Raw genomic sequence first — 20014 nt, 5'->3', positions numbered from 1 at the left:
CGGTGAACCCGGCGAAACCCGAAGCGCGCCTCACAGGTGAATCAGTTCCTTCCTCGTAGGAGTTGGTCTTCGGTCAGCTGTCGCGACGGCTCTGCGGCGCTCGACGCGTCCGCGGCCTGCTCGGCGATGGTGGGACAGGCGCAGAACCGGCCGGCGGTGATCACGACACCGGCCCGGCTCGCGCGGGCGGCGGCCTGGATGGCGAGCATCGAGTCGCCGCCGAGAGCGAAGAAGTCGTCGTGGACCCCGATCCGGGTCATGTCCATCCCCAGCACGTCCGACCAGACCCGCGCCAGCGTCCGCTCCCGGTCGTCGCGGGGCTCCGCACGCGTCGGCTCGGCCAGGGCCAGCGGCACCGCCGGCGACCAGCCGGACGTCACCGACGGCGCGTCCAGCTCCCATCGCGTCCGTACGGCGGCCCAGGGATCGTCCCCGTCGGGAAGCAGCACCGTGCACTCGGCCGGGTCGGTGCCGGCCACCCCGGTGAGCGCGGCCGGTGACGAGGTCGCGTCGTCGTGGACCAGCCGGACCCCTTCGGCGTCCCGGAGCCGGGCCGGCGGCTCGGTGCCGGGCGGCACGCAGACGACGAGGCGGCGGCCGTGAGCCTGCTGGAGCGCGGCGAACCGGACCAGGTCGGCCTCGGACCAGCCGGCCGCCGGGGTGACCACCCACTTCACCGGAGGGACCCGGAAAGCCTGGTGCAGCCGGCGCACGGCCGTCTCGCCGACCGCCACCGGAAGCGGGCCGGTCAGCACCTCCGTCCCCGGGAGCGCGGCGAGTTCCACGGAGAGCCGGGCGTCCATGCGCGCCTCCAGCCGCGGTTCCAGGAGACCCCCCGCGGACCGGGTCAGCACCACCAGCGGGCGGCTCGACCCGGCCCGGTACGCCCTGGCCGCCGCCACCACGTCGGTCACCGCGTCGTCCAGGCGGCGGACCAGCGTGCCCAGGCGTCCGGGCACCGGTGAGCCGATCAGGTCGGCCCAGCGCAGCACGACCACGTTGACCCCGTCGGGCCCGGCCGCGAACGCCCCGGCCGGGTCGAGCAGGGCGCCGAACAGCTGGGAGGTGACGGAGAGGGCCGGCGCGACGTCGAAGCGGGTCAGCAGCGGCTCGGTCTCCTGGCGGATCGGTTCGGCCGGGCAGGTCGTGGCGACGGCCAGCCGCGGTACGTCGAGCGATCCGGTCCGGACGGGCTCCGGCAGCGTCGGCCCGGGGACGGCGGCGCCGGGCGCGCCGCTCATCTCCCTGAGGACCGACTCGAAACGGGAGAGCAGGTCGTCCACCGCGTCCCCGCTCAGCCTGGTGGTGTCGTACTCCACCTCCGCGCCCAGGACGCCGTCCCGCCAGTGCAGGTGGAGGAAGAACTCGTACGCCGTGTTCCGCTTCGGCACGTCCAGCGTCCGCACCGACACCCCCGGCAGGTCGAGGCCGGTCGACGGCTCGTCCACCACGTTGAGCGCATGCTGGAAGACGGGGTGGTACGAGGCGTCGCGCGGCGGCCGGACCTCCTCGACGATGCGCCCGAACGGCGTCTCCCGGTGCCGTTGCGCGCCGAGCACCGTCTCGTGCACGCGGCGCAGCAGCGCCCGCGAGGTCGGGGCCCCCGACAGATCCAGGCGGAGCGGCATCAGGTGGGCGAAGCGGCCGACGAGGTCCCGCAGCTCCGGCTGGTCCCGGCCCCCGGACGGTACGCCGAGCACGACGTCCCCCCGGCCGCTCTCCTCGCCCAGCACCAGCGCGTACGCGGTCAGCAGCACCACGAACGTACTGACGCCGCACACCCGGGCGAGCTCCTCGGCGCGCGCGCCCAGGTCGCCGCCGAGCGGCCGGGCCAGCACACCGGCGTTCCCCGCCGACGCCGACGCCGACGCCGCCGACGGTGATGGCGTGTTGTCGCGGGCGCGGGCCAGTTCCAGCCGTGGCGGTGCGTCCTGGAGGCGGTCGCTCCAGTAGGCCGCGTCGGCCTCGGCGGCCGCGGAGGCCAGCCGGTCGCGCTCCCACACCGCGTAGTCCGCCATCTGGACCGGCAGCGGGGGCAGCGGTTCGCCCAGGCCCACCCGGGCCCGGTAACAGGCCGCCAGGTCTTTGAGGAGGATGTGCCATGACGCGTCGTCACAGGCGATGTGGTGCACGCCGATCAGCAGGTGGTGCCGCTCGGGCCCGTCCCGCAGCAGCCGTACCCGCAGCAGCGGTCCCTTCTCCAGGTCGTACGGCTGTGTCTCGTGCGTGTGGATCGCCGCGGCCGGCTCGTCCGGCCGGCCGCGGACGTCGTCGGTGTCGCCGGTGGCGTCGGCCGGTGCGCCGGGCCACCAGCAGTCCAGCCGGTCGTGGACGGTGAGGACCGGGCGGTCCTGCTCGGTGCCGAAGGTCGTGCGCAGGGACTCGTGCCGCCGCACGACGTCGTCCACCGCCGCGCGCAGCGCCGCCTCGTCCAGCGGCCCGGTCAGGGTGGCCGCGAAGGTGACCGCGGCGGAGCCGGCGCCGAGCTGGGCGAGCGCCCACAGCCGGCGCTGGGTCACGGTCGGTTCCACGGGCCGGTCCCTGGGCACCGGAACGACCACCGGCCGGCCCCCGGCCTCGGGCGCGCCCTCGTCCCGCGCGGCCCGTCCCAGGTCGATGGTGCGGGCGAGCGCGGTGATCACGGGGTCGGCGTAGAACTCGTGGAACGACACGGGCACCCCGAACTCCTGGTGCACCAGGGACAGGATCCTGGTGGCCAGCAGCGAGTGCCCGCCCAGCGTGAAGAAGCTGCTCCGGGCGCCGACCTCGTCGGTGCCGAGCTGCTCGGCCCAGAGCGCCGCCAGCCGCTTCTCGGTCTCCGTCCGCGGCGGCACGTACTCCTGCGGATCGCCGTCCGCGGCGGGCTCGGCGAGGTTCTCGCGCACCGCTCTCGTGAGCTGCGCCGCGGTGGCGAGACGGGTCGCGGCGTGCTCCGCGCGCTCCGGGCCGGGCGGTTCGGCCCGCCACGCGGCCAGCAGACGCCGTACGGCGAGGGTGCCGAGCGCGGCGAAGTACTCCTCGGTGTACGGGACGTGCCCGAGCGCGTCGGCGGTGGCGTCGGTGATCTCCGTGACGCCCAGCCCGGCGGCGAACTCCGCGGGCCACGTCACCTCGACGCCCGGTATTCCGGCAAGTCCCCGGGCCAGCCGCTCGTCGGCCGCGCCGAGGACGGCCCCGTCACGCGACGGGCAGACCATCACGAGCAGTGGTGTGCCCGTCCGGGCCCGGAAGGCGGCCACCGCCGCGAGCAGGTCGTCGACGACTGCGGCGAGCGAGCCTGCGGAGAGCTCGCCGGAGCGGTGGCGGGACCAGTCCTCCCAACGCAGGAGCACGACCTGCCCGTCGCTCCCCGCACCGGCCAGGAGCTGCTGGAGGACCTGGCCGTAGGGCGCGAACCGTGCCTCGAAAGGCACCCTGGAGAAGCCGGACCAGAACCGCATCGCCTCGCCCATCGGCTCGGCCGTGAACGACGCGGCCACCTGGACCGTACGGCGGCGCAGCGGCACCAGTTCGGCGACCGGCCGGCCGGGTGTCTCGGCGAACCCGGTCAGTACGGCGGCCAGGCCGTCGGCGACGTGCCGGGCGGTCTCGGCCAGGTAGAGGTCGGTGCTGTACCCGAGGACGCCCGTCAGACCCGCGGCCCCGCGGCGCACTGTTAAAAACATGTCAAAGTCGGTGGCACCCGTCTCTACCCGCTCCGGCGTGAACGTGACATCGCCCGCTGTGCGGGGCTCCGTCACGCCCAACTCGCTTGCGCTGAGCATGATTTGGAACAGTGGATTGTACGCGAGCCGCCGGGTGGGCGCGAGTTCCTGAACGAGCCGGGAGAAGGGCACGTCCTGGTGCGCGGTCGCGGTCGCGGCCGACCGCTGGACCCGGCGCAGCAGTTCCTCGCCCGTGGGGCCGCCGGACAGGTCGACCCGGATCACCAGGGTGTCGGCGATGCTGCCGACGAGCGGTTCGAGCTCCGTCCGCTGCCGGCGCGCGACCGGCGTGCCGAACAGCACGTCGTCCTGGCCGGTGGCCTGCTGGATCAGCACCGCGAAGGCCGCGGTGACGACGTTGTTGAGGGTGACGCCGGACTGCCGGGCCACCGCCGTCAGGCGGTCGGTCACATCGAGGGGGAGGGTGAACTCCGTGTGGGCGCCCCGGCCGGTCGGCGCGGGCGGGCGTGGGCGGTCCGCCGGAACGGTCGACAGGGCGGGGGCGCCGGCCAGCCGCTCCCGCCAGTGGGCGAGCTGCGGGGCCAGCCGGCCGTCGTCGGCCGCCGCCCGTTGCGCCGCGGCATGGTCGGCGAACCGCAGGCGGAGCACGGGCAGATCGGCGTCCTCGCCGCTGCGGCGCGCGTAACAGGCGACCAGGTCGGCGACGAAGACCTCGGTGGACCAGCCGTCGATGACGATGTGGTGGACGCTGACCAGCAGCAGGTGGTCGTGGTGTCCCAGGGCGAACAGCGTCATGGCCACCGGTGGGGCGGTGGTCAGGTCGAACGGCGGCCGGGCCCGGTCGGCGATCAGCCGCGCCACCGCCGGGGAGTACGGCCCGGCCGGCGCCGCCGGGACCGGCTCCGCGACGACCACGGGCAGAGGCGGCACGAACGCGTCGAGAACGACCTGGCGAGGCCCGTCCGCAGTCTTCCGGAACACCGTCCGCAGCGCCGACTGACGGGTGATGACGTCCCCGATCGCCGCGTGCAGGAGATCCCGGTCCAACGGCCCGGTCAGCCGGACCCCGAACGTCACCGGCACCGCCCGGCCGGGCGACAGCTGATCGGCCAGCCACAGCCGCTCCTGCGCCGGCGAGAGCGGCAGCGCCTCCTCGTGGGACACCGGCCGGCCGGTCCCGGCCGGGACCGGCACGGAGGCGGCGGACCGCTGGGCCAGCCTGGTCTGCAGCAGCCTGCGCTGCTGCGGGGTGAGTCCGTCGAGCAGCTCGCCGAGGTCCTTGCTCATCGCACCGTCCGCCCTTCGAGGTCGGCGACCGCGTCACTGAGGGACGCGAGCACGAGGTCGGCCGTCCGGTCCGCGAGCCCGTCGGCGACGAGGTCGGGCCGGGCCCGGACCATCAGCTCCCAGTCCTGCGAGAGCGGCCGGCGCGCGACCGTGACGGTCATCGGGAAGTCGTTGCGGTCGGAGTACCAGAACTCCAGCGGCCGCACGTGCCGCAGGCCCGCGAGGGAGTCGTAGGTGTGGAAGTCGGCGTAGTTGAACAGGACGTCGAACGGCATCGAGCCGAGCGCCCCGCGCAACGTGGCCAGCGGGAACCTGCGGTACGGGGCGAGCGCGCGCTCCGCGGCCCAGGCCGAGGCGACCACGTCGTGCCACCCCGCGGTGGAGCCGGTGTCGACGCGCAGCGGCACGCTGTTGACGAACATGCCGATCGCCCGGTCCGCGCCGTCCACCTCCGCACGGCCGTTGACGGCCAGCCCGGTGACGACATCGGCCGAGCCGCTCAGGGCGGCCAGGGCCCGCAGGTGCGCGGCGAGGAAGACGCTCTTGGCCGGTACGGCCAGCCGCGCGGCCGCCGCTCGCGCGCGGCGGCGCAACACGGGGTCGAGCACCCGCCGGACATCGACGTCGGGAGCCGCCGGGGCGGCAGGGGCGGCCGGTTCGGTGCGCACCCGCGCCGTGACCGGCGCCGGTTGGTGCCCCTTCAGCATCGTCGTGAAGTACTCGCCCGCGCCGGGATCGGCCACCGTCCGCCGTTCGAGCGCCACGAACTCGCGGTAGGCCCCCGTCCGTGACGGCTCGCCGGGCTCGGCCGGGGCTCCGGACAGCCGGAGGTCGTACGCCTGCACGAGGTCCGTGAGGAGGACCGCGAGGCTCCAGCCGTCCAGCACCGTGTGGTGCACCGACAGCGCCAGCGTCCACGAGCCGTCGCCGTGGTCCAGTGCGTGACACCGGGCGAGCGGCGGCCGGGCGAGGTCGAACCACTCGTGCCACTGGGGCAGCCACCACTCCCGCACTGCCGCCGCGTGGCCGTCCGCCGCTGTCACCGGGGCCCGGACCACCGTGAGCGGCAGCGGGGCGTCCTTGTGCACCCGCAGGACGGGCCCGTCCTCGTGCAGCACGTCGAACGAGGCACGCAGCAGGTCGTGCCGGGCCGAGACGGCGTCCAGCGCGTCGCCCAGCGCCGTGGGGTCGAGCGGCCCGGCCAGACGCAGGGTGCTGAGGTCGTGGTAGAGGGTCGGGTCGTCGCCGATCTCGTACTCGTAGATGATTCCGGTCTGCAGCACCGAGGCGGGGTAGGCGTCCGCCAGGCCGTCGGACGCGGTGTCGCCCGCGGGGTCGGCCAAGTCGACCGGGGCACCTGCCTGCGGCTCCTGGTCGGCACCGGCGGCGAGCATCGCCAGCAGCCGGCCGACCGTGGGATGGGTGAAGAGGTCCGCGACGGTCATCGCCAGCCCGGCGGCGCGGGCCGCCGCCACCACCTGGACGGCGTGCATGGAATCGCCGCCGAGCACGAAGAAGTCGTCGTCCTCGCCGACCTGTTCGACGCCGAGCACGTCCGCCCAGATGGCGGCCAGCGCGTCGGCGGCCGGTTCGGCGGCGGCCGCGTCGGGCCGCGCGGCCGCGGGCCGTGGCGGCTGCGGGGCGGGGAGGGCGGCACGGTCGAGTTTGCCGTTCACGGTGAGCGGCAGCCGGTCCAGCAGGACCAGCGCCGCGGGCACCATGTGCCCGGGCAGCCGCTCGGCGAGACGCCGGCGCAGCTCGGCGACGTCCGGCTCCGCACCCGGCGCCGGGACCACGTAGCCGACGAGCCGTTCCGCGTCGCCGCCGTCGGCCCGCACCACCACGGCCGCCGAACGGACCTCAGGCTCGGCCAGCAGCGCCGCCTCGATCTCGCCCGGCTCGATCCGGAAGCCGCGCAGTTGCACCTGCTGGTCGGCGCGGCCGCAGAACACCAGCTCGCCGTCCGGGCGGAGGATCGCGAGGTCCCCGGTCCGGTACATCCTGGCGCCCGTGAAGGGATCGGGCAGGAACCGTTCGGCGGTGAGCGCCGGGCGTCCCAGATAGCCGCGGGAGACGCCCGCGCCCAGCACGTACAGCTCGCCCTGCACGCCGACCGGGACGGGTTCGAGGTCGGCGTCGAGCAGGGCCAGTCCGAGGTCGGCGAGCGGGTGGCCGATCGGGCTGCCCGTCCCCGCCGCGTCGGCGGTGGTCAGGGACCGCAGCGTCACATGGACGGTGGTCTCGGTGATCCCGTACATGTTGACGAGTTGGGGGGACCGGTCGCCGTGGTGCGCCAGCCAGTCGCGCAGCATCGCCGGTTCGAGGGCCTCCCCGCCGAAGACGACCAGGCGCAGGTCGGTCGCCGGGTGGCCGCGGTCGGCGGCGACCGCGGCGAGCTGCCGGAACGCCGACGGGGTCTGGCTGAGGACGGTGACGCGCTCGCTCCGCACCAGCTCCCAGAACGCCTCGGGATCCCGGCTCACGGCGTACGGCACGACCACGACCCGGCCACCGTGCAGCAGTGCCCCCCACAGCTCCCACACGGAGAAGTCGAACGCGAAGGAGTGGAACAGCGACCAGGTGTCCTCGGGCCCGAACCCGAACTCGTCGGCGGTCACGGCGAACAGCCGGGACACGTTGGCGTGCGTCACCGTCACGCCCTTCGGGCGCCCGGTCGAGCCGGAGGTGTAGATGACGTACGCGGTGTTCGCCGGGCGCACGCCGCTGCCGGGCGGGGCGGCGGGCAGCGTCGGGTCATAGGCGTCGGCGACGTCGACGAGGTCGGCGCCCGGGAGCAGGTCCGCGAGATCCGCGTCGGCCACGACCGAGCGGCAGCCGGAGTCCTCCAGGGTCAGGGCGAGGCGGGCCGGGGGGTAGCGGGGGTCCAGCGGCACATAGCCCGCGCCCGCCTTGAGCACGGCCAGGATCGCGACGACGACGTCGGCTCCCCGGTCCAGGCAGACGCCGACCAGCGTCTCCGGTCCCGCGCCGCGGGCGCTCAGCCGGTGCGCCAGCCGGTTGGACGCCAGGTCCAGCTCCCGGTAGGTGAGGCGGGTACGGCCGTCGCTGACGGCCACCCGGTCCGGGGTGCGGGCGGCCTGGGCCGAGAACAGTTCGTGCAGACAGCCACCGGGGTCGGCGGGCCGCGCGGGCAGGAGCACGCCCCGTTCGTCCTCGGCGGTGAACCGCAGGGAGCTCAGCGGGGCGTCGGGGGCGGCCACGGCCGAGTCCAGAAGGCGCGTGTACCAGTCCAGCAGCCGCCGGGCCGTGGCGGGCTCGAACAGATCGGCGCTGAACTCGGCGGTGACCCGCACGCCGTGCGGCAGCTCGTCGAGTTCGAGGGTGAGGTCGAACTTCGCGGTGCCGTTGTCCAGGGCGACCGGCTCGACGTCGAGCCCCTGCAGTGCCGCCTGCGGCCGCAGCGGCCCCTGGTAGGCGAACGCCACCTGCGCGATCGGCTGCCGGGACAGGTCGCGGTCCGGGGCGACCTGCGCCACGACGGCCTCCAGCGGCACGTACTGGTGCTCATGGGCGTCCAGCGTGCGCTCCCGGCTCTCCCCGACGAGCGAGCGGAAGCTGCGCCGGGCGTCCGCCCGCAGGCGCAGCAGCACGGTGTTGGTGAAGAAGCCGATCACGTCCTCGGCCTCGGGGCTCGGCCGTCCGGCCATCGGCGCGGCCACCACCAGGTCGTCCCCGCCGCCCACGGCGCGCAGCAGCGCACCGAACGCCGCCAGGTACACGGCGAACGGGGTGGCGTTCTCGGCGGCGGCCAGGTCGGCGACCGCGGCCGCCCGGTCCGCCGGCAGCGTCGTGGAGACCCGGCCGCCCGCGTGGGTCTGGACCGGCGGCCGCGGCCGGTCGGCGGGCAGCTCGACAGTGGTGGGCACGCCGCTCAACTGCTCGCGCCAGTAGGCGAGTCCGGGCTCCAGGGCGCCGGTGCGGGCGAGTTCGGCGTGCCGGCCGGCGAAGTCGGCGTAGCGCGGGGCGGGCGCGGCCGGCTCCGGGGCCGCCCCGGTCTCCCGCGCGTACAGCAGGGCCAGATCGCGGTCGAAGACGTTCTGCGACCAGCCGTCGGTGACCAGATGGTGCATGACCACCACGAAGAGGTGGTCGTCCGGCGCGAGTCCGTACAGGGTGGCCCGCACGAGCGGCGCACGGGCGAGGTCGAAGGGGCGCGCTGCCTCGGCGGCGGCCTCCGCCACGACCTCCTCGACCGTGCGTCCGGCCGAGTCGACGACGGTCAGCACGGCGTCGTCCCCGGCCGTCCCGGACACCGTCAGCTCGCCGTCGACGAGGTGGAAGGCCGTCCGCAGCGCGTCGTGGCGGCCGACGAGCGCGGTCAGCGCCCGGCCGAGGGCGGCAGGGTCCAGGGGGCCGCGCAGGCGCAGCGCGGACGGCACGTGGTAGGCGGGGCCCGCGGCCGGATTCAGGTGGGACAGGAACCAGAGCCGACGCTGCCCCGGCGCCGGTACGGGCGGCCCGCCCGCCGGCGTGGCCTCGGGCGGCGACGTCCGCTCGGCGGTGCCGGTGCGCAGCAGCTCGCGGACCAGGTCCGCCAGTTCGGCCAGGGACCCGGCCGCGTGGAAATCGCGCAGGGTCGGCCGGACTCCGAGGTCGGCCACGATCCGCGTGAGCACGCGGGCGGCCTGCAGGGAACTGCCGCCCAGCCGGGTGAAGCCGTCACCCCGGCCCACGGGCCGGACATCGAGCACGTCCTCCCAGACGGCGGCCAGAGCCCGTTCGAGGTCGTCCGACGGTTCCTCGAAGGCCACGCCGTCCGGCCGGGAGGTCAGTTCCAGCGAACGCAGCACCGCGCGGTCGACCTTGCCGCCGTGCGTCTGCATGGGCAGCGCCGCGAGCGGCACGAACAGCGAGGGAACCATGGTCGGCGGCAGCACGGCGGCGGCCTCGCGGCGCAGCTGGGCGGCCGAGACGCCGGTACCGACGACGAACGCGACCAGCCGGGCGTCGGCGCCCTCGCCGCGGGCGACCACCGCGCACTGCCGCACGCCGGGAAGGGCGGAGATCGTCCGCTCCACCTCGGCGGGTTCGATCCGGACCCCGCGGATCTTGACCTGGTCGTCGGTCCGGCCGACGAACTCCAGCTGGCCGTCGGGCAGCACGCGCGCGAGGTCGCCCGTGCGGTACAGCCGGGCGCCCGGCCGTTCGGCGAAGGGATGCGGCCCGAAGAGCTCGGCCGTCAGCGCCGGCCGGCCCAGGTAGCCGCGGCTCACGGTCGGGCCGCCCAGGTGGAGTTCGCCCACCGTCCCGGGCGCGACCGGCCAGAGGTCGGCGTCGAGGACGTACGCCTCCGCACCCGGGAGCGGGTGGCCGATGGGCGGCGGCCGGTCCGGCTGCCGCCGGTCACTCGTGGTGATGATCAGGGTCGACTCGGTGGGGCCGTAGGCGACGTGGAAGTGCCGACGGCGCTCCCAGCGCTCGACGACCTCCGTGGGGACCACCTCGCCGCCGACCACCAGGGTGCGCAGGTCGGGCAGTTCCGTGTCCGGCAGCACCGCCAGCACCGAGGGCGGCAGGAACGCCGTCGTGATCCGCTCCCGTTCGAGCAGCCGGGCCAGCCCCGGGCCGACCAGGTCGGCGTCCGGGGGCGGCAGCACCACCGTGCCCCCGGCGGTGAGCGGCCCGAAGATCTCGCCGACGGTCGCGTCGAACGTGATCCCGGCGAACTGCAGCGTCCGGGTCCCCGGACCGAAGCCGACACGGCTGCCGATCCCGGCGAGGAACGCGGTCACGCTGCGGTGCTCGACCATGACGCCCTTGGGCCGTCCGGTCGACCCGGAGGTGTACATGATGTACGCCAGATCGCCGGGGCGCGCGGCCGTGGGCGGGAGCCCGTCGCCGCTGCTCCCGGGGCCCGGGCCGGCCGGTTCGTCGACCAGCACCACCGGGCAGGCGTCGGCGGGCAGCCGGCCGGTGAGCTCCGCCCGGGTGACCACCAGAGCGGCCCCCGCGTCGTCGAGCACGACGCCGAGCCGCCGGGACGGGTACGCCGGCTCCAGCCCGATGTACGCGGCACCGGACTTCAGCACCGCGAGCAGGGCGACGACGAGCTCGGGTGAGCGGTCGAGCAGGACGCCGACGTGACGGCCCCGGCCCGCACCCGCTTCCCGCAGCCGCAGTGCGAGGCGGCGGGCCGCCGTGTCGAGTCCGGCGTAGCTGAGCGCGATGGTTCCCTGGACGACCGCGACCGCCTCGGGGGTCGCCGCGACCTGGCGTTCGAACAGGCCGTGGATGGTGTCCGCGCCGTTCCGGCGGTCCTGGGCGCTGGTCATGGCTGGCTGGTCCACCTCCCTGCGGCCCGGCCGTGGACCGCAGCACCCACCTTCGCCGTGGGCTCTGGCGCGCCGCTGACTGCTTGCTGGTCCGTCACTGACGCCCTCACGCGCCGTCGGCGCGGCCGCCCGCGACGGCGGCGGACAACTGCCGTACGTCCCCGGGCTCGGGCGCCAGTTCGGCCGCGACCAGCCGGACCAGTGTGGACATCCGGTACCGGCCGTCCGGCCGCGCCAGCACGAGGTGCACGTCGGCGAGGGTGTTGAGGGCGGAGCGCACCCGGGGGAGCGTGAGCCCGGTGTGCGCGGCGAGCACCGGTGCCGCCACGCCGTCGGAGTCGACCTGGGGCCAGCCGCTCAGCAGCCGGAACATCCGCCTCGCCTCAGCCGGCAGCAGCCGGTCGTAACTCGCCCGGATGCGGGCCCGCAGGGTCAGCCCGCCGAAGGCCAGTTCGTCCAGACAGCGCTGCTTGTCGGAGAGCTGGTCGGCGACGTCCTTGAGCGGGAGTTCCGGCCGGGCGGCCAGGCGCGCCGCCACGATACGGATCGCGAGCGGCAGGTTCTCGCACTGGTGGACGATGGTGCGCGCGGACATGAGCTCCGCGTCGACCCGTCGCGGCCCCGCCGTACGGCGCAGCAGTTCCAGCGCCTCCTCGTCGTCGGGGACCCCCAGCGTCAGGTGCGCGGCACCGTCGATCATGGTGAGGGCGCGCTTGCCGGTCACCAGCGCGGCGGAGCTGCCGGCGCCGGGCAGGAGCGGGCTGACGTGGTCGAGGCCGGCCGCGCCCTCCACGACCACGAGGACGCGCCGGGTCGCGAGCGCCGACCGGAACAGCGCGGCCAGCTCCTCGCCGTACCGGGGCAGCGCGGTGACGCCCAGCATGGACAGCCACCGGCGGAGGATCTTCGCCGGCTTCGGCGCGGTGTCGTCGTCGCCGTGCAGGTTGGCGTAGAACTGGCCGTCGGGGAATCGCGCGGCGAGCCGGTGGGCCGCGTGCACGGCGAGCGTGGTCTTGCCGACGCCGGCCGGGCCGCTGATCATGCCGACCTGACCCGCTCCGTCCTCGGAGAACCAGCCGCAGACCGCGGCGAGTTCGGTCCGGCGCCCCACGAACGTCGTCGTGTCGCGGGGCAGTTCGGCGGCCACCCGCACTCGCTCCCCGCCGGCGGCCGCGGGGCGGGGCGGCGCGGTCGGCGCCCCCACGAACCAGAAGCCGTCGGCGTCCCCGGCCCGTCCGACGGCCCGCCCGGACAGGATGTCGCGCTGCAACTGCCGTAGCTGCGGCCCCGGTTCGATCCCCAGGTCGGCCCGCAACCGGGCTCGGGCGCGCCCGTACGCGGCCAGGGCGTCGGCCTGCCGGCCGGCGCCGCAGAGCGCCACCATCAGCAGCGCCCACAGCCGCTCACGGTACGGATGGGCGGCCACCATGGCCTCCAGCCGGGGCACCATCGTCGCCTGCCGCCCCAGCGTGAGCGCCGCCTCGACCGCGTCCTCCTCGACGGTCATGCGCAGATCCTCCAGGCGCTGGACGTCGGCCTGGATCGCGGTCGCGGACACGTCGGCGAGGGCGGTGCCCCGCCACAGCCCGAGCGCCGTCTGGAGGGCCGCGGAGCCCTCGTCCGCCCGCCCAGCCCTGATCGCCGCGCGCCCGCGGTCCGTCAGGTCCTGGAAGCGGTGCAGGTCGAGGGCTCCGTCGGGCACCGTCAGCCGGTAGCCGCCCGCCTCGGTGAGCAGCGCGGTGTCGGAGTCGAACCTCAGGAGCTGGCGCAGCCGGTAGACGTAGGCCTGCAGGGTGTTCCTGGCCTTCGCGGGGGGCGTGTCCCCCCAGACCTGGTCCTCCAGCTCCTGCACGGGCACGGTCTGGCCGGCCCGCAGCAGCAGCACGGCCAGGACGGCCCGCTGCTTGTCGGCGGCGATGTCGATCAGCCGGTCGCCGTCCCATACCTGCAGGCAACCGAGAATCCGGAAGTCCATCATGCTTCTCTCAGGTCGTACGCGGGTCCGTCCCCGTCGGATCGCGATCGGGATCAGCGGACGCCGGCGTGCCGGGAGTGGTCGGTGATTCTGGCGGCAGGCCGACGTGTTCGCCGGCGCCGCCGGGAGGGAAGTACCGCGTGCGCGTCCGGATGACCGACGCGGGGCGGAAGCCGCCGGACGGGCGGCTCCGGAGGACCTGACCAGCCGTTCAGGCCGCGTCGGCCGACCCGGCGCGGCTCTGTTCCCGTTCGACCGCCTCGTAGAGCCCCTTGATGTTGCCGCTGCCGAAGGTCCGCGCGCCGCGCCGCTCGACCAGCTCCAGGAACAGCGTCCGGCGCGTGTACGGGGACCGGGTGAAGATCTGCAGCAGCAGGCCCCATTCGTCGATGTCGGCGAGGATGTTCCGCGCCCGCAGGTCGTCGAGCTCGGCGCCGAGTTCACCGACCCGGCCCTCCACCAGCTCGTAGTAGGCGTCCGGTGTCCGGAGGAACTCGACGCCCTGGTCGCCGAGGCGCCGCACGGCTTCCCTGATGTCCGCCGTCCCGAAGGCGACGTGCTGGACCCCGGCCCCGCCGTGGGACCGCAGGAAGGTGTCGATCTGGCCGGGATCGTGCGTCGCGTCGGGCTCCAGGACGGTGAGCGTGATGCCGCTGGCCGGGTCGCGCACCACCTTCGACGACATGGCCTGCCGGCCGACCTCGATGAACTCGGAGAAGATCTCCTCGAAGCCGAACGTCTGCTGGTACCGGCTCACGGTCTTGTCCAGCTCGCCGACCGGCACGCACACGGCGAAGTGGTCGATGTCCCCCAGCAGCTCACCGTCCGCGGGCACGGGTGACGCACCCGCCACGGGCGACAGGGCGGGGTGCGGGAGCGCGGCACCCGCCTCGACGAACGTGTGCACGACGTCGCCGAAGCCGCGGACCGCGGCATTGACGACGGGGCCGGCCGGGCCGGCGTGGGTGGCCGGCGCCGTGACCGGTTCGGCGCCGTTCGCCACCGCGGTGCGGTAGGCCTCCGCGACGTCGGGCACCTCGATCGCGATGTCGGCCACACCGTCGCCGTGCGCGGCCACATAGCGGGCGACCGGGTCGGCCGCGTCGGTGGCGGAGGTGAGCAGGAGCCGGATACGGCCCTGGGCCAGCAGGACGGAGTGGGGCTGCACGGCCGGGTCCGACTCCGCGATCGGGCGGAAGCCGAAGGCCGTGCGGTAGTAGTAGGCCGCCTGGCAGGCGTCGCCGACATACATGTGGACATGGCTCAGACGCGCACGATTCATGGTTCCCCCGGGGCAATACACTCAGGTGGCCCATGCGGGCCCGGCTGACGTCATCATCACATCGAGGGCTTTACGGCCTACTGAACACTTTGCTTAACCCCGATCTCCCGACCGGCCGGTTGTCCGGGTAAGTCATGAAAGAGTGACGCAGGTTGTGGCGGCCACGAGAGAGCGGCCCGGTGTCCCCGAGCGGGCATGCGGGGCCGGCCCGGCGGCCGGCGGAAGGCCCTTCTCGAAACACCGCGGCGGAAGTGCGCCGCCCGGACCCGAATTGCGGGGTGGGCCGGGCGCGGCGCTTTTCCGGCGAGAGCGAGGTCCGCCGGCCGGTATTCTGCCGATTTCGGCTTCCCGCCCGTCGGCGGCCGGAGTCGTCGGCAATATGCCCGCCCGGCAACGGCCCTTTCCCGGCCGACCGCAATTCCCGGTCAGCTTTCCCTGCGAAGCCAGTCCTCGACCTCCTCGGGTGACAGCTCCGCGATCTCCGCGACGAGCTCGGCCACCGTCTCCGGGTCCGCCTCGCCGCCAGGTGAAGAACCGCTGCGTTCGACGAGCGCGACGAGCTCCCGGGGCGTCGGCGCCGAGTAGAGCGCGTCGCCCGGCAGTTCGACCCCGGTCGCTTCGGTCACCCGGGCGATGATGCGGGTCGCCAGCAGGGAGTGGCCGCCGAGCTCGAAGAAGTCGTCGTCGAGGCCCACGTCGTCGATGCCGAGCAGCTCCCGCCAGATGCGCAGGACGATGTCGGACGGACCCACGGCCGGCTCCGTCGCCCCGGCCGGCTCCGGCCCGGAGGAGCGGGGCCGCACGGGCTGTGGCTCCTGCGGCCGCGCCGCCGTGACCGCGAGGCCCAGCTCCGCCCCGGGCGCCGGCTCCACCCAGTGCCGGCGGCGGCCGAAGGGGTACGTCGGCAGCGGTATGCGCGACCACGTCCCACGACGCCACCGGCCCCAGTCCACGGATGCGCCCGCGGCCCACAACCGGCCGGCCGTACGGGCCAGATAGTCACCGCCGGGCCCCTCGCGCTCCGGATCGGGCAGCCCGCCGAGCAGGACGTGGTCGTCCCCGCCCCTGCCGGCCAGCGTCCGCAGGGTGGCCCCCGGACCGACTTCGAGGAACACCGACGCCGGGCCCGCCAGCAGCCGTCCCACCCCCTCGTGGAAGCGGACCGGGGCCAGCAGATGACGGACCCAGTACGCCGGATCCGCCGCCTCCTCGGGACGGATCCAGTCGCCGGTCAGGTTGGAGACGAAGGGGATCTGCGGCGGCCGGAGAACGGCCTTGCGCAGCATCGCCTCGAACGGCGCGGCCACCGCCTCCATCATCGGGGAGTGGAAGGCGTGGGACGTGTGCAGCCGGCGGCACGTGGTCCCGGCCGACCGCAGCTCCTTCTCCAGTGCCTCCACGGCCGGGAGGGGACCGGACACGACACACAGGTCCGGGCCGTTGACGGCCGCGACCGCGATGCCGCCGTCGAGGACCGGGCGCACCTCGTCCACGGGAAGGCCGACGGCGAGCATCGCGCCGGGCGGCTGCTCCTGCATGAGCCGGGCCCGCGCGGCGACCAGGTCGAGCGCGGTGGCGAAGTCGAAGCACCCCGCGACGGTCGCCGCCACGTACTCGCCGAGGCTGTGCCCGATCATCGCCCTCGGCGTGATCCCGAGCTCCAGCCACACCTGGGCCAGGGCGTGTTCGACGGCGAACAGCGCCGGCTGCGTGCGGCCGGTGCGCTCCAGCGCCCGCGCGTTCTCGGCCGGATCCCCGTCGTACAGCAGGCCGCGCAGGTCGAAGTCCAGGCGGTTGTCGGCGGCGTCGATCCAGGTGCGGAAGGTCTCCTCCGTCTCGTACAGGTCCCGGCCCATGCCGACCCGCTGGGTGCCCTGGCCGGGGAACATGAAGACCACACCACGATCGCGGGCGTCCGCGGCCGGCGGCCGTACGGCGGCCAGCGCGGCGACGGCCGAGCCGAGGTCCGTACAGGTGACCGTGGCCCTGCGGCGCTGCGGGGCGCGGCCGCTCTGCAACGTGGCGGCGACGTCCGCCAGCTCGGTCTCCGGATGGGCCAGCAGGTGCTCCCGCAGCCGGGCGGCCACTTCGAGCAGCCGCTCGTCCTCGCGGGCGGACAGGGTCAGCACCTCGCGCTCGCGGCCGCCGCGCGAGCGCGGCGGGGGCGGCGGGGGCTCCTCCAGGACCATGTGCGCGTTCGTCCCGCCGATCCCGAACGAGCTGACCGCGGCCCGTCGCCGCCCGGTGTCCTGCGGCCACGGCGTCGCCTCGCCGAGCAGGCGGAACCGGCCGGAGTCCAGGTCGATGTCCGGGTTGGGCCTGCTGAAGTGGCGACTGGGCGGCAGGACCCGGTGCTTCAGCGCCAGCACCGTCTTGATCAGACCCGCCACGCCGGCCGCGCCGGACAGATGCCCGATCTGGGCCTTGAGGGTGCCGAGCGTGCACGGCGTTCCCTCGGTGCCGAACGCCTCGGTGAGTGCCTGGAACTCGATCGGATCCCCGAGCGACGTGCCGGTCCCGTGCGTCTCGACGTAGCTGATGGTGCGAGGGTGGACGCCCGCGACGCGGTGCGCCGCGCGGACGACGGCGATCTGCCCGTCCACCCCCGGAGCCGTGAAGCCGACCTTTCTCGCGCCGTCGTTGTTCACCGCCGATCCGAGGATGACGGCGTGCACGGTGTCGCGGTCGGCGAGAGCGTCCGCCAGCGGCTTGAGCACGACCGCTCCCACGCCGTTGCCGAAGACCGTCCCGTCGGCCTCGGCGTCGAACGGCAGGCAGTGGCCGCTGGAGGAGAACACCGAGCCCGGGGTGTGCCGGTACCCCTCGTACTGCGGCACATGGACCGTGACACCGCCGGCCAGGGCCAGTTCGCACTCGCCGGCGATCAGCGCCTGGCAGGCCATGTGCACCGCGACCAGGGAGGAGGAGCAGGAGGACTGCACGCTCAGGCTCGGCCCGCGCAGATCGAGATGGTAGGAGACCCGGGCCGCCAGCATGTCCTTCTCGGTGGCCAGCAGCAGCTCCTGCGGGCCCGTGTTCGCCAGCGCCCCGGGGGAGCGCAGCAGGTTGCCGAGCAGGTAGGCGTTCTGGCTGGCACTGGCGTAGACGCCGACGGAGGCGCGTTCGGCGCGGGGGGCGTACCCCGCGTTCTCCAGCGCGGCCCAGGCACACTCCAGGAAGATGCGCTGCTGCGGGTCGAGCAGGGCTGCGTCCCGGGGCGTGTACCCGAACAGGACGTTGTCGAAGTACTCGACGCCGTCGAGCACCCCGTGGACGTGCCGGTAGTCGGGGCGTCGGGCCTCGTCCGGTGCCACCCCCGCGGCTATCGCGTCCTCCGCGGTGAACGACGTGAGGCGTTCACCGCCGTCGACCACGTTCTCCCAGAACCGTCCGACCGAGTCCGCGCCCGGGAACCGTCCCGCCATGCCCACGACGGCGATCTCCAGCCCGGTGGGCTCCGCCTGCCGCGCGCTCATCGCTCGTCCTCGCTCATCGCGGCGCGCCGCCGGGCCCGGGCGGCGGTCGTCAGCCTGCTGCGCCCCCTGCCGTACTCCGCATCGGGGCCGGACGCCTCCGGGCCGGATGCCGGTGAGCCGGGTGCCGTGGCGGTCTCCAGATGGCGCACCAGCAGGTGCACGGTCGGATTGCGGAAGAGCGTGACCATCGAGATCTCCCGTTCGAACAACTTGACCAGCCGGGCCCTGAGCCGCATCAGCAGCAGCGAAGTGCCGCCGATGTCGAAGAAGTTGTCGTGCACGCCCACGCTCGGCCGGCCGAGCGTGGCGGCCCAGACCGCGGCCACCCGCTCCTCCGGACCCGCCCCCGGAGCGACCTGGCCGCCGCCCTGCTCGGTCACGGGGGCGGGCAGGGCGGCCCGGTCGATCTTGCCGTTCGGGGTCAGCGGCAGGGCGTCGAGCACCACGACGGCCGAGGGGACCATGTGCTCGGGCAGCAGCTCGGCGGCGAAGGCGCGCACGTCCCCCGCCGTGACGCCGGATCCGGTCACATAGCCGGCCAGCCGCAGCTCGTCGGCGGCGCCGTACGGCACGACGACGGCCTGCCCCACGTACGGATGGCGGGTCAGGACGGCCGCCACCTCGCCCGGCTCGACCCGGTAACCCATGACCTTCACCTGGTCGTCGGCGCGCCCGACGAACTCCAGGTCCCCGCTCGGCAGTCGCCGGACCAGGTCGCCCGTGCGGTACCTGCGGGCCCCGGGCGGCTCGCCGGGACAGGGGGTGAAGGCGGCCGCGGTCGCGGCGGGAGCGTCGAGGTAACCGCGGGCCACGTTCGCCCCGGAGATGTGCAGTTCCCCGGTGACGCCGTCGGGCACGGGCTCCCCGTCCGGCCCGAGGACATACGTGCGCACGCCCCGGAACGGCCGGCCGAGGGGCACCGTCGCGGCCTCCGGCACCTCCTCGGTCACCCGGTGTCCGAGCATCGAGACGGTCGTCTCGGTCGGGCCGTAGTGATTCTCCACGGCCAGGTCCGGCCGGGCGGCGCGGACCTGGCGGACCAGGTTCGCCGGCAGCGGCTCTCCGGCGCAGATCAGCAGTCGCCGCGGCAGCACCCCGGCGACCGTGGCGCCGTCGGGGCCCGCCAGCGCCCCGAGATGGCTCGGCACGAGTTTCATGGCGTCGATACCTTGGTGCGAGAAGTAGGCCGCGAACTCCGCCGGATCGACCGCCTGTTCCCGGGAGAGCACGTGCAGCCGGCCGCCGGTGGTCAGCGCGCCGAACACGTTGGTGCTGCCCAGGTCCGCGGAGAACGTGGACACCAGGGCCCAGGACCACCCCGGCTCGATCCGCTCGTACAGGCCGTTCAGGTAGTGGACGTACTGCCGGTGCTCGACGGCCACGGCCTTGGGCCTGCCGGTCGATCCGGAGGTGAACAGCACGTAGCACAGGGCCGCGTCGGGAGTGGGCGGCCGGTCCGGGCCCGGCTCGCCGGGGTCCTCGCCCAGCACGGCGACGGGAAGTCCGCCGGCCGCGGCGCGTTCCGCCAGTTCCGGTGTCGTCACCACGGCCGCCGCGCCCGCGGCCGACAGCAGGGCGGCGCGGCGGGCGCCGGGAAGCTCGGGGTCCAGCGGCAGGTAGGCCCCGCCCGCCCGCAGGATGCCGAGCATGCCCACGATCATCGCTGCCGACCGGGGCACCAGCAGGCCCACGGGACGGTCCACTCCCACGCCGAGTGCGGCGAGCCGCACGGCCACCCGCTCCGCCTGGTGTTCGAGTTCGCCGTAGGTGAGGTCGCCGTCGGGCCCGGTGACCGCGATCCTCGACGCCGCCCCGCGCGTCTGGGCGGCGATCAGTTCGTGCAGTGTGGTTGCTTGAGTGGCTCCCATGAAGGCGATCGTCGTGTCGCACACTGACTCAGCGCTGAACCGGCGGTGACGCGCCGGACGGGCGGGTGCGGCCGGTCGTCCCTGGCAAGTCCAAAACGGGCCACAATTGATCGCATATTGACACTGTATTGAAGCTGAAGTGATATCAGGTATGTACACTCGGACCTG

Annotated in this window: 6 protein-coding genes; all 6 read right to left on the bottom strand. The window is 74.7% G+C overall.

The annotated features are described in order from the left end of the window. Positions 1-41 precede the first annotated feature (41 nt). A complete protein-coding gene (locus OHB00_RS08855) occupies positions 42-4952 on the bottom strand; it encodes a condensation domain-containing protein (protein WP_406432979.1) in 4911 nt (1636 codons plus the stop codon). Next, positions 4949-11245, bottom strand: coding sequence for an amino acid adenylation domain-containing protein (locus OHB00_RS08850; protein ID WP_406432977.1), 6297 nt, complete (start codon positions 11243-11245; stop codon positions 4949-4951). The genes OHB00_RS08855 and OHB00_RS08850 overlap by 4 nt, the downstream gene beginning before the upstream one ends. A gap of 106 nt (positions 11246-11351) precedes the next feature. After that, positions 11352-13223: a BTAD domain-containing putative transcriptional regulator gene (locus OHB00_RS08845; RefSeq protein ID WP_406432975.1), complete on the bottom strand. Its 1872-nt coding sequence runs from the start codon at positions 13221-13223 to the stop codon at positions 11352-11354. 208 nt (positions 13224-13431) lie between these two features. Then, on the bottom strand, positions 13432-14502 hold the full coding sequence (hppD, locus tag OHB00_RS08840; protein ID WP_406432973.1) for a 4-hydroxyphenylpyruvate dioxygenase: 1071 nt from the start codon (positions 14500-14502) through the stop codon (positions 13432-13434). A gap of 425 nt (positions 14503-14927) precedes the next feature. After that, on the bottom strand, positions 14928-17978 hold the full coding sequence (locus OHB00_RS08835; protein WP_406432971.1) for a type I polyketide synthase: 3051 nt from the start codon (positions 17976-17978) through the stop codon (positions 14928-14930). Further along, the gene (locus OHB00_RS08830; RefSeq protein WP_406432969.1) at positions 17975-19846 is read right to left on the bottom strand and encodes a non-ribosomal peptide synthetase; all 1872 of its coding nucleotides are present in this window, start codon (positions 19844-19846) and stop codon (positions 17975-17977) included. The genes OHB00_RS08835 and OHB00_RS08830 overlap by 4 nt, the downstream gene beginning before the upstream one ends. Positions 19847-20014: the final 168 nt, after the last annotated feature.

The sequence above is a fragment of the Streptomyces sp. NBC_00631 genome, from assembly GCF_045206895.1.
GTDB lineage: Bacteria > Actinomycetota > Actinomycetes > Streptomycetales > Streptomycetaceae > Streptomyces.
This window is presented reverse-complemented; position numbering and strand designations above follow the sequence as displayed.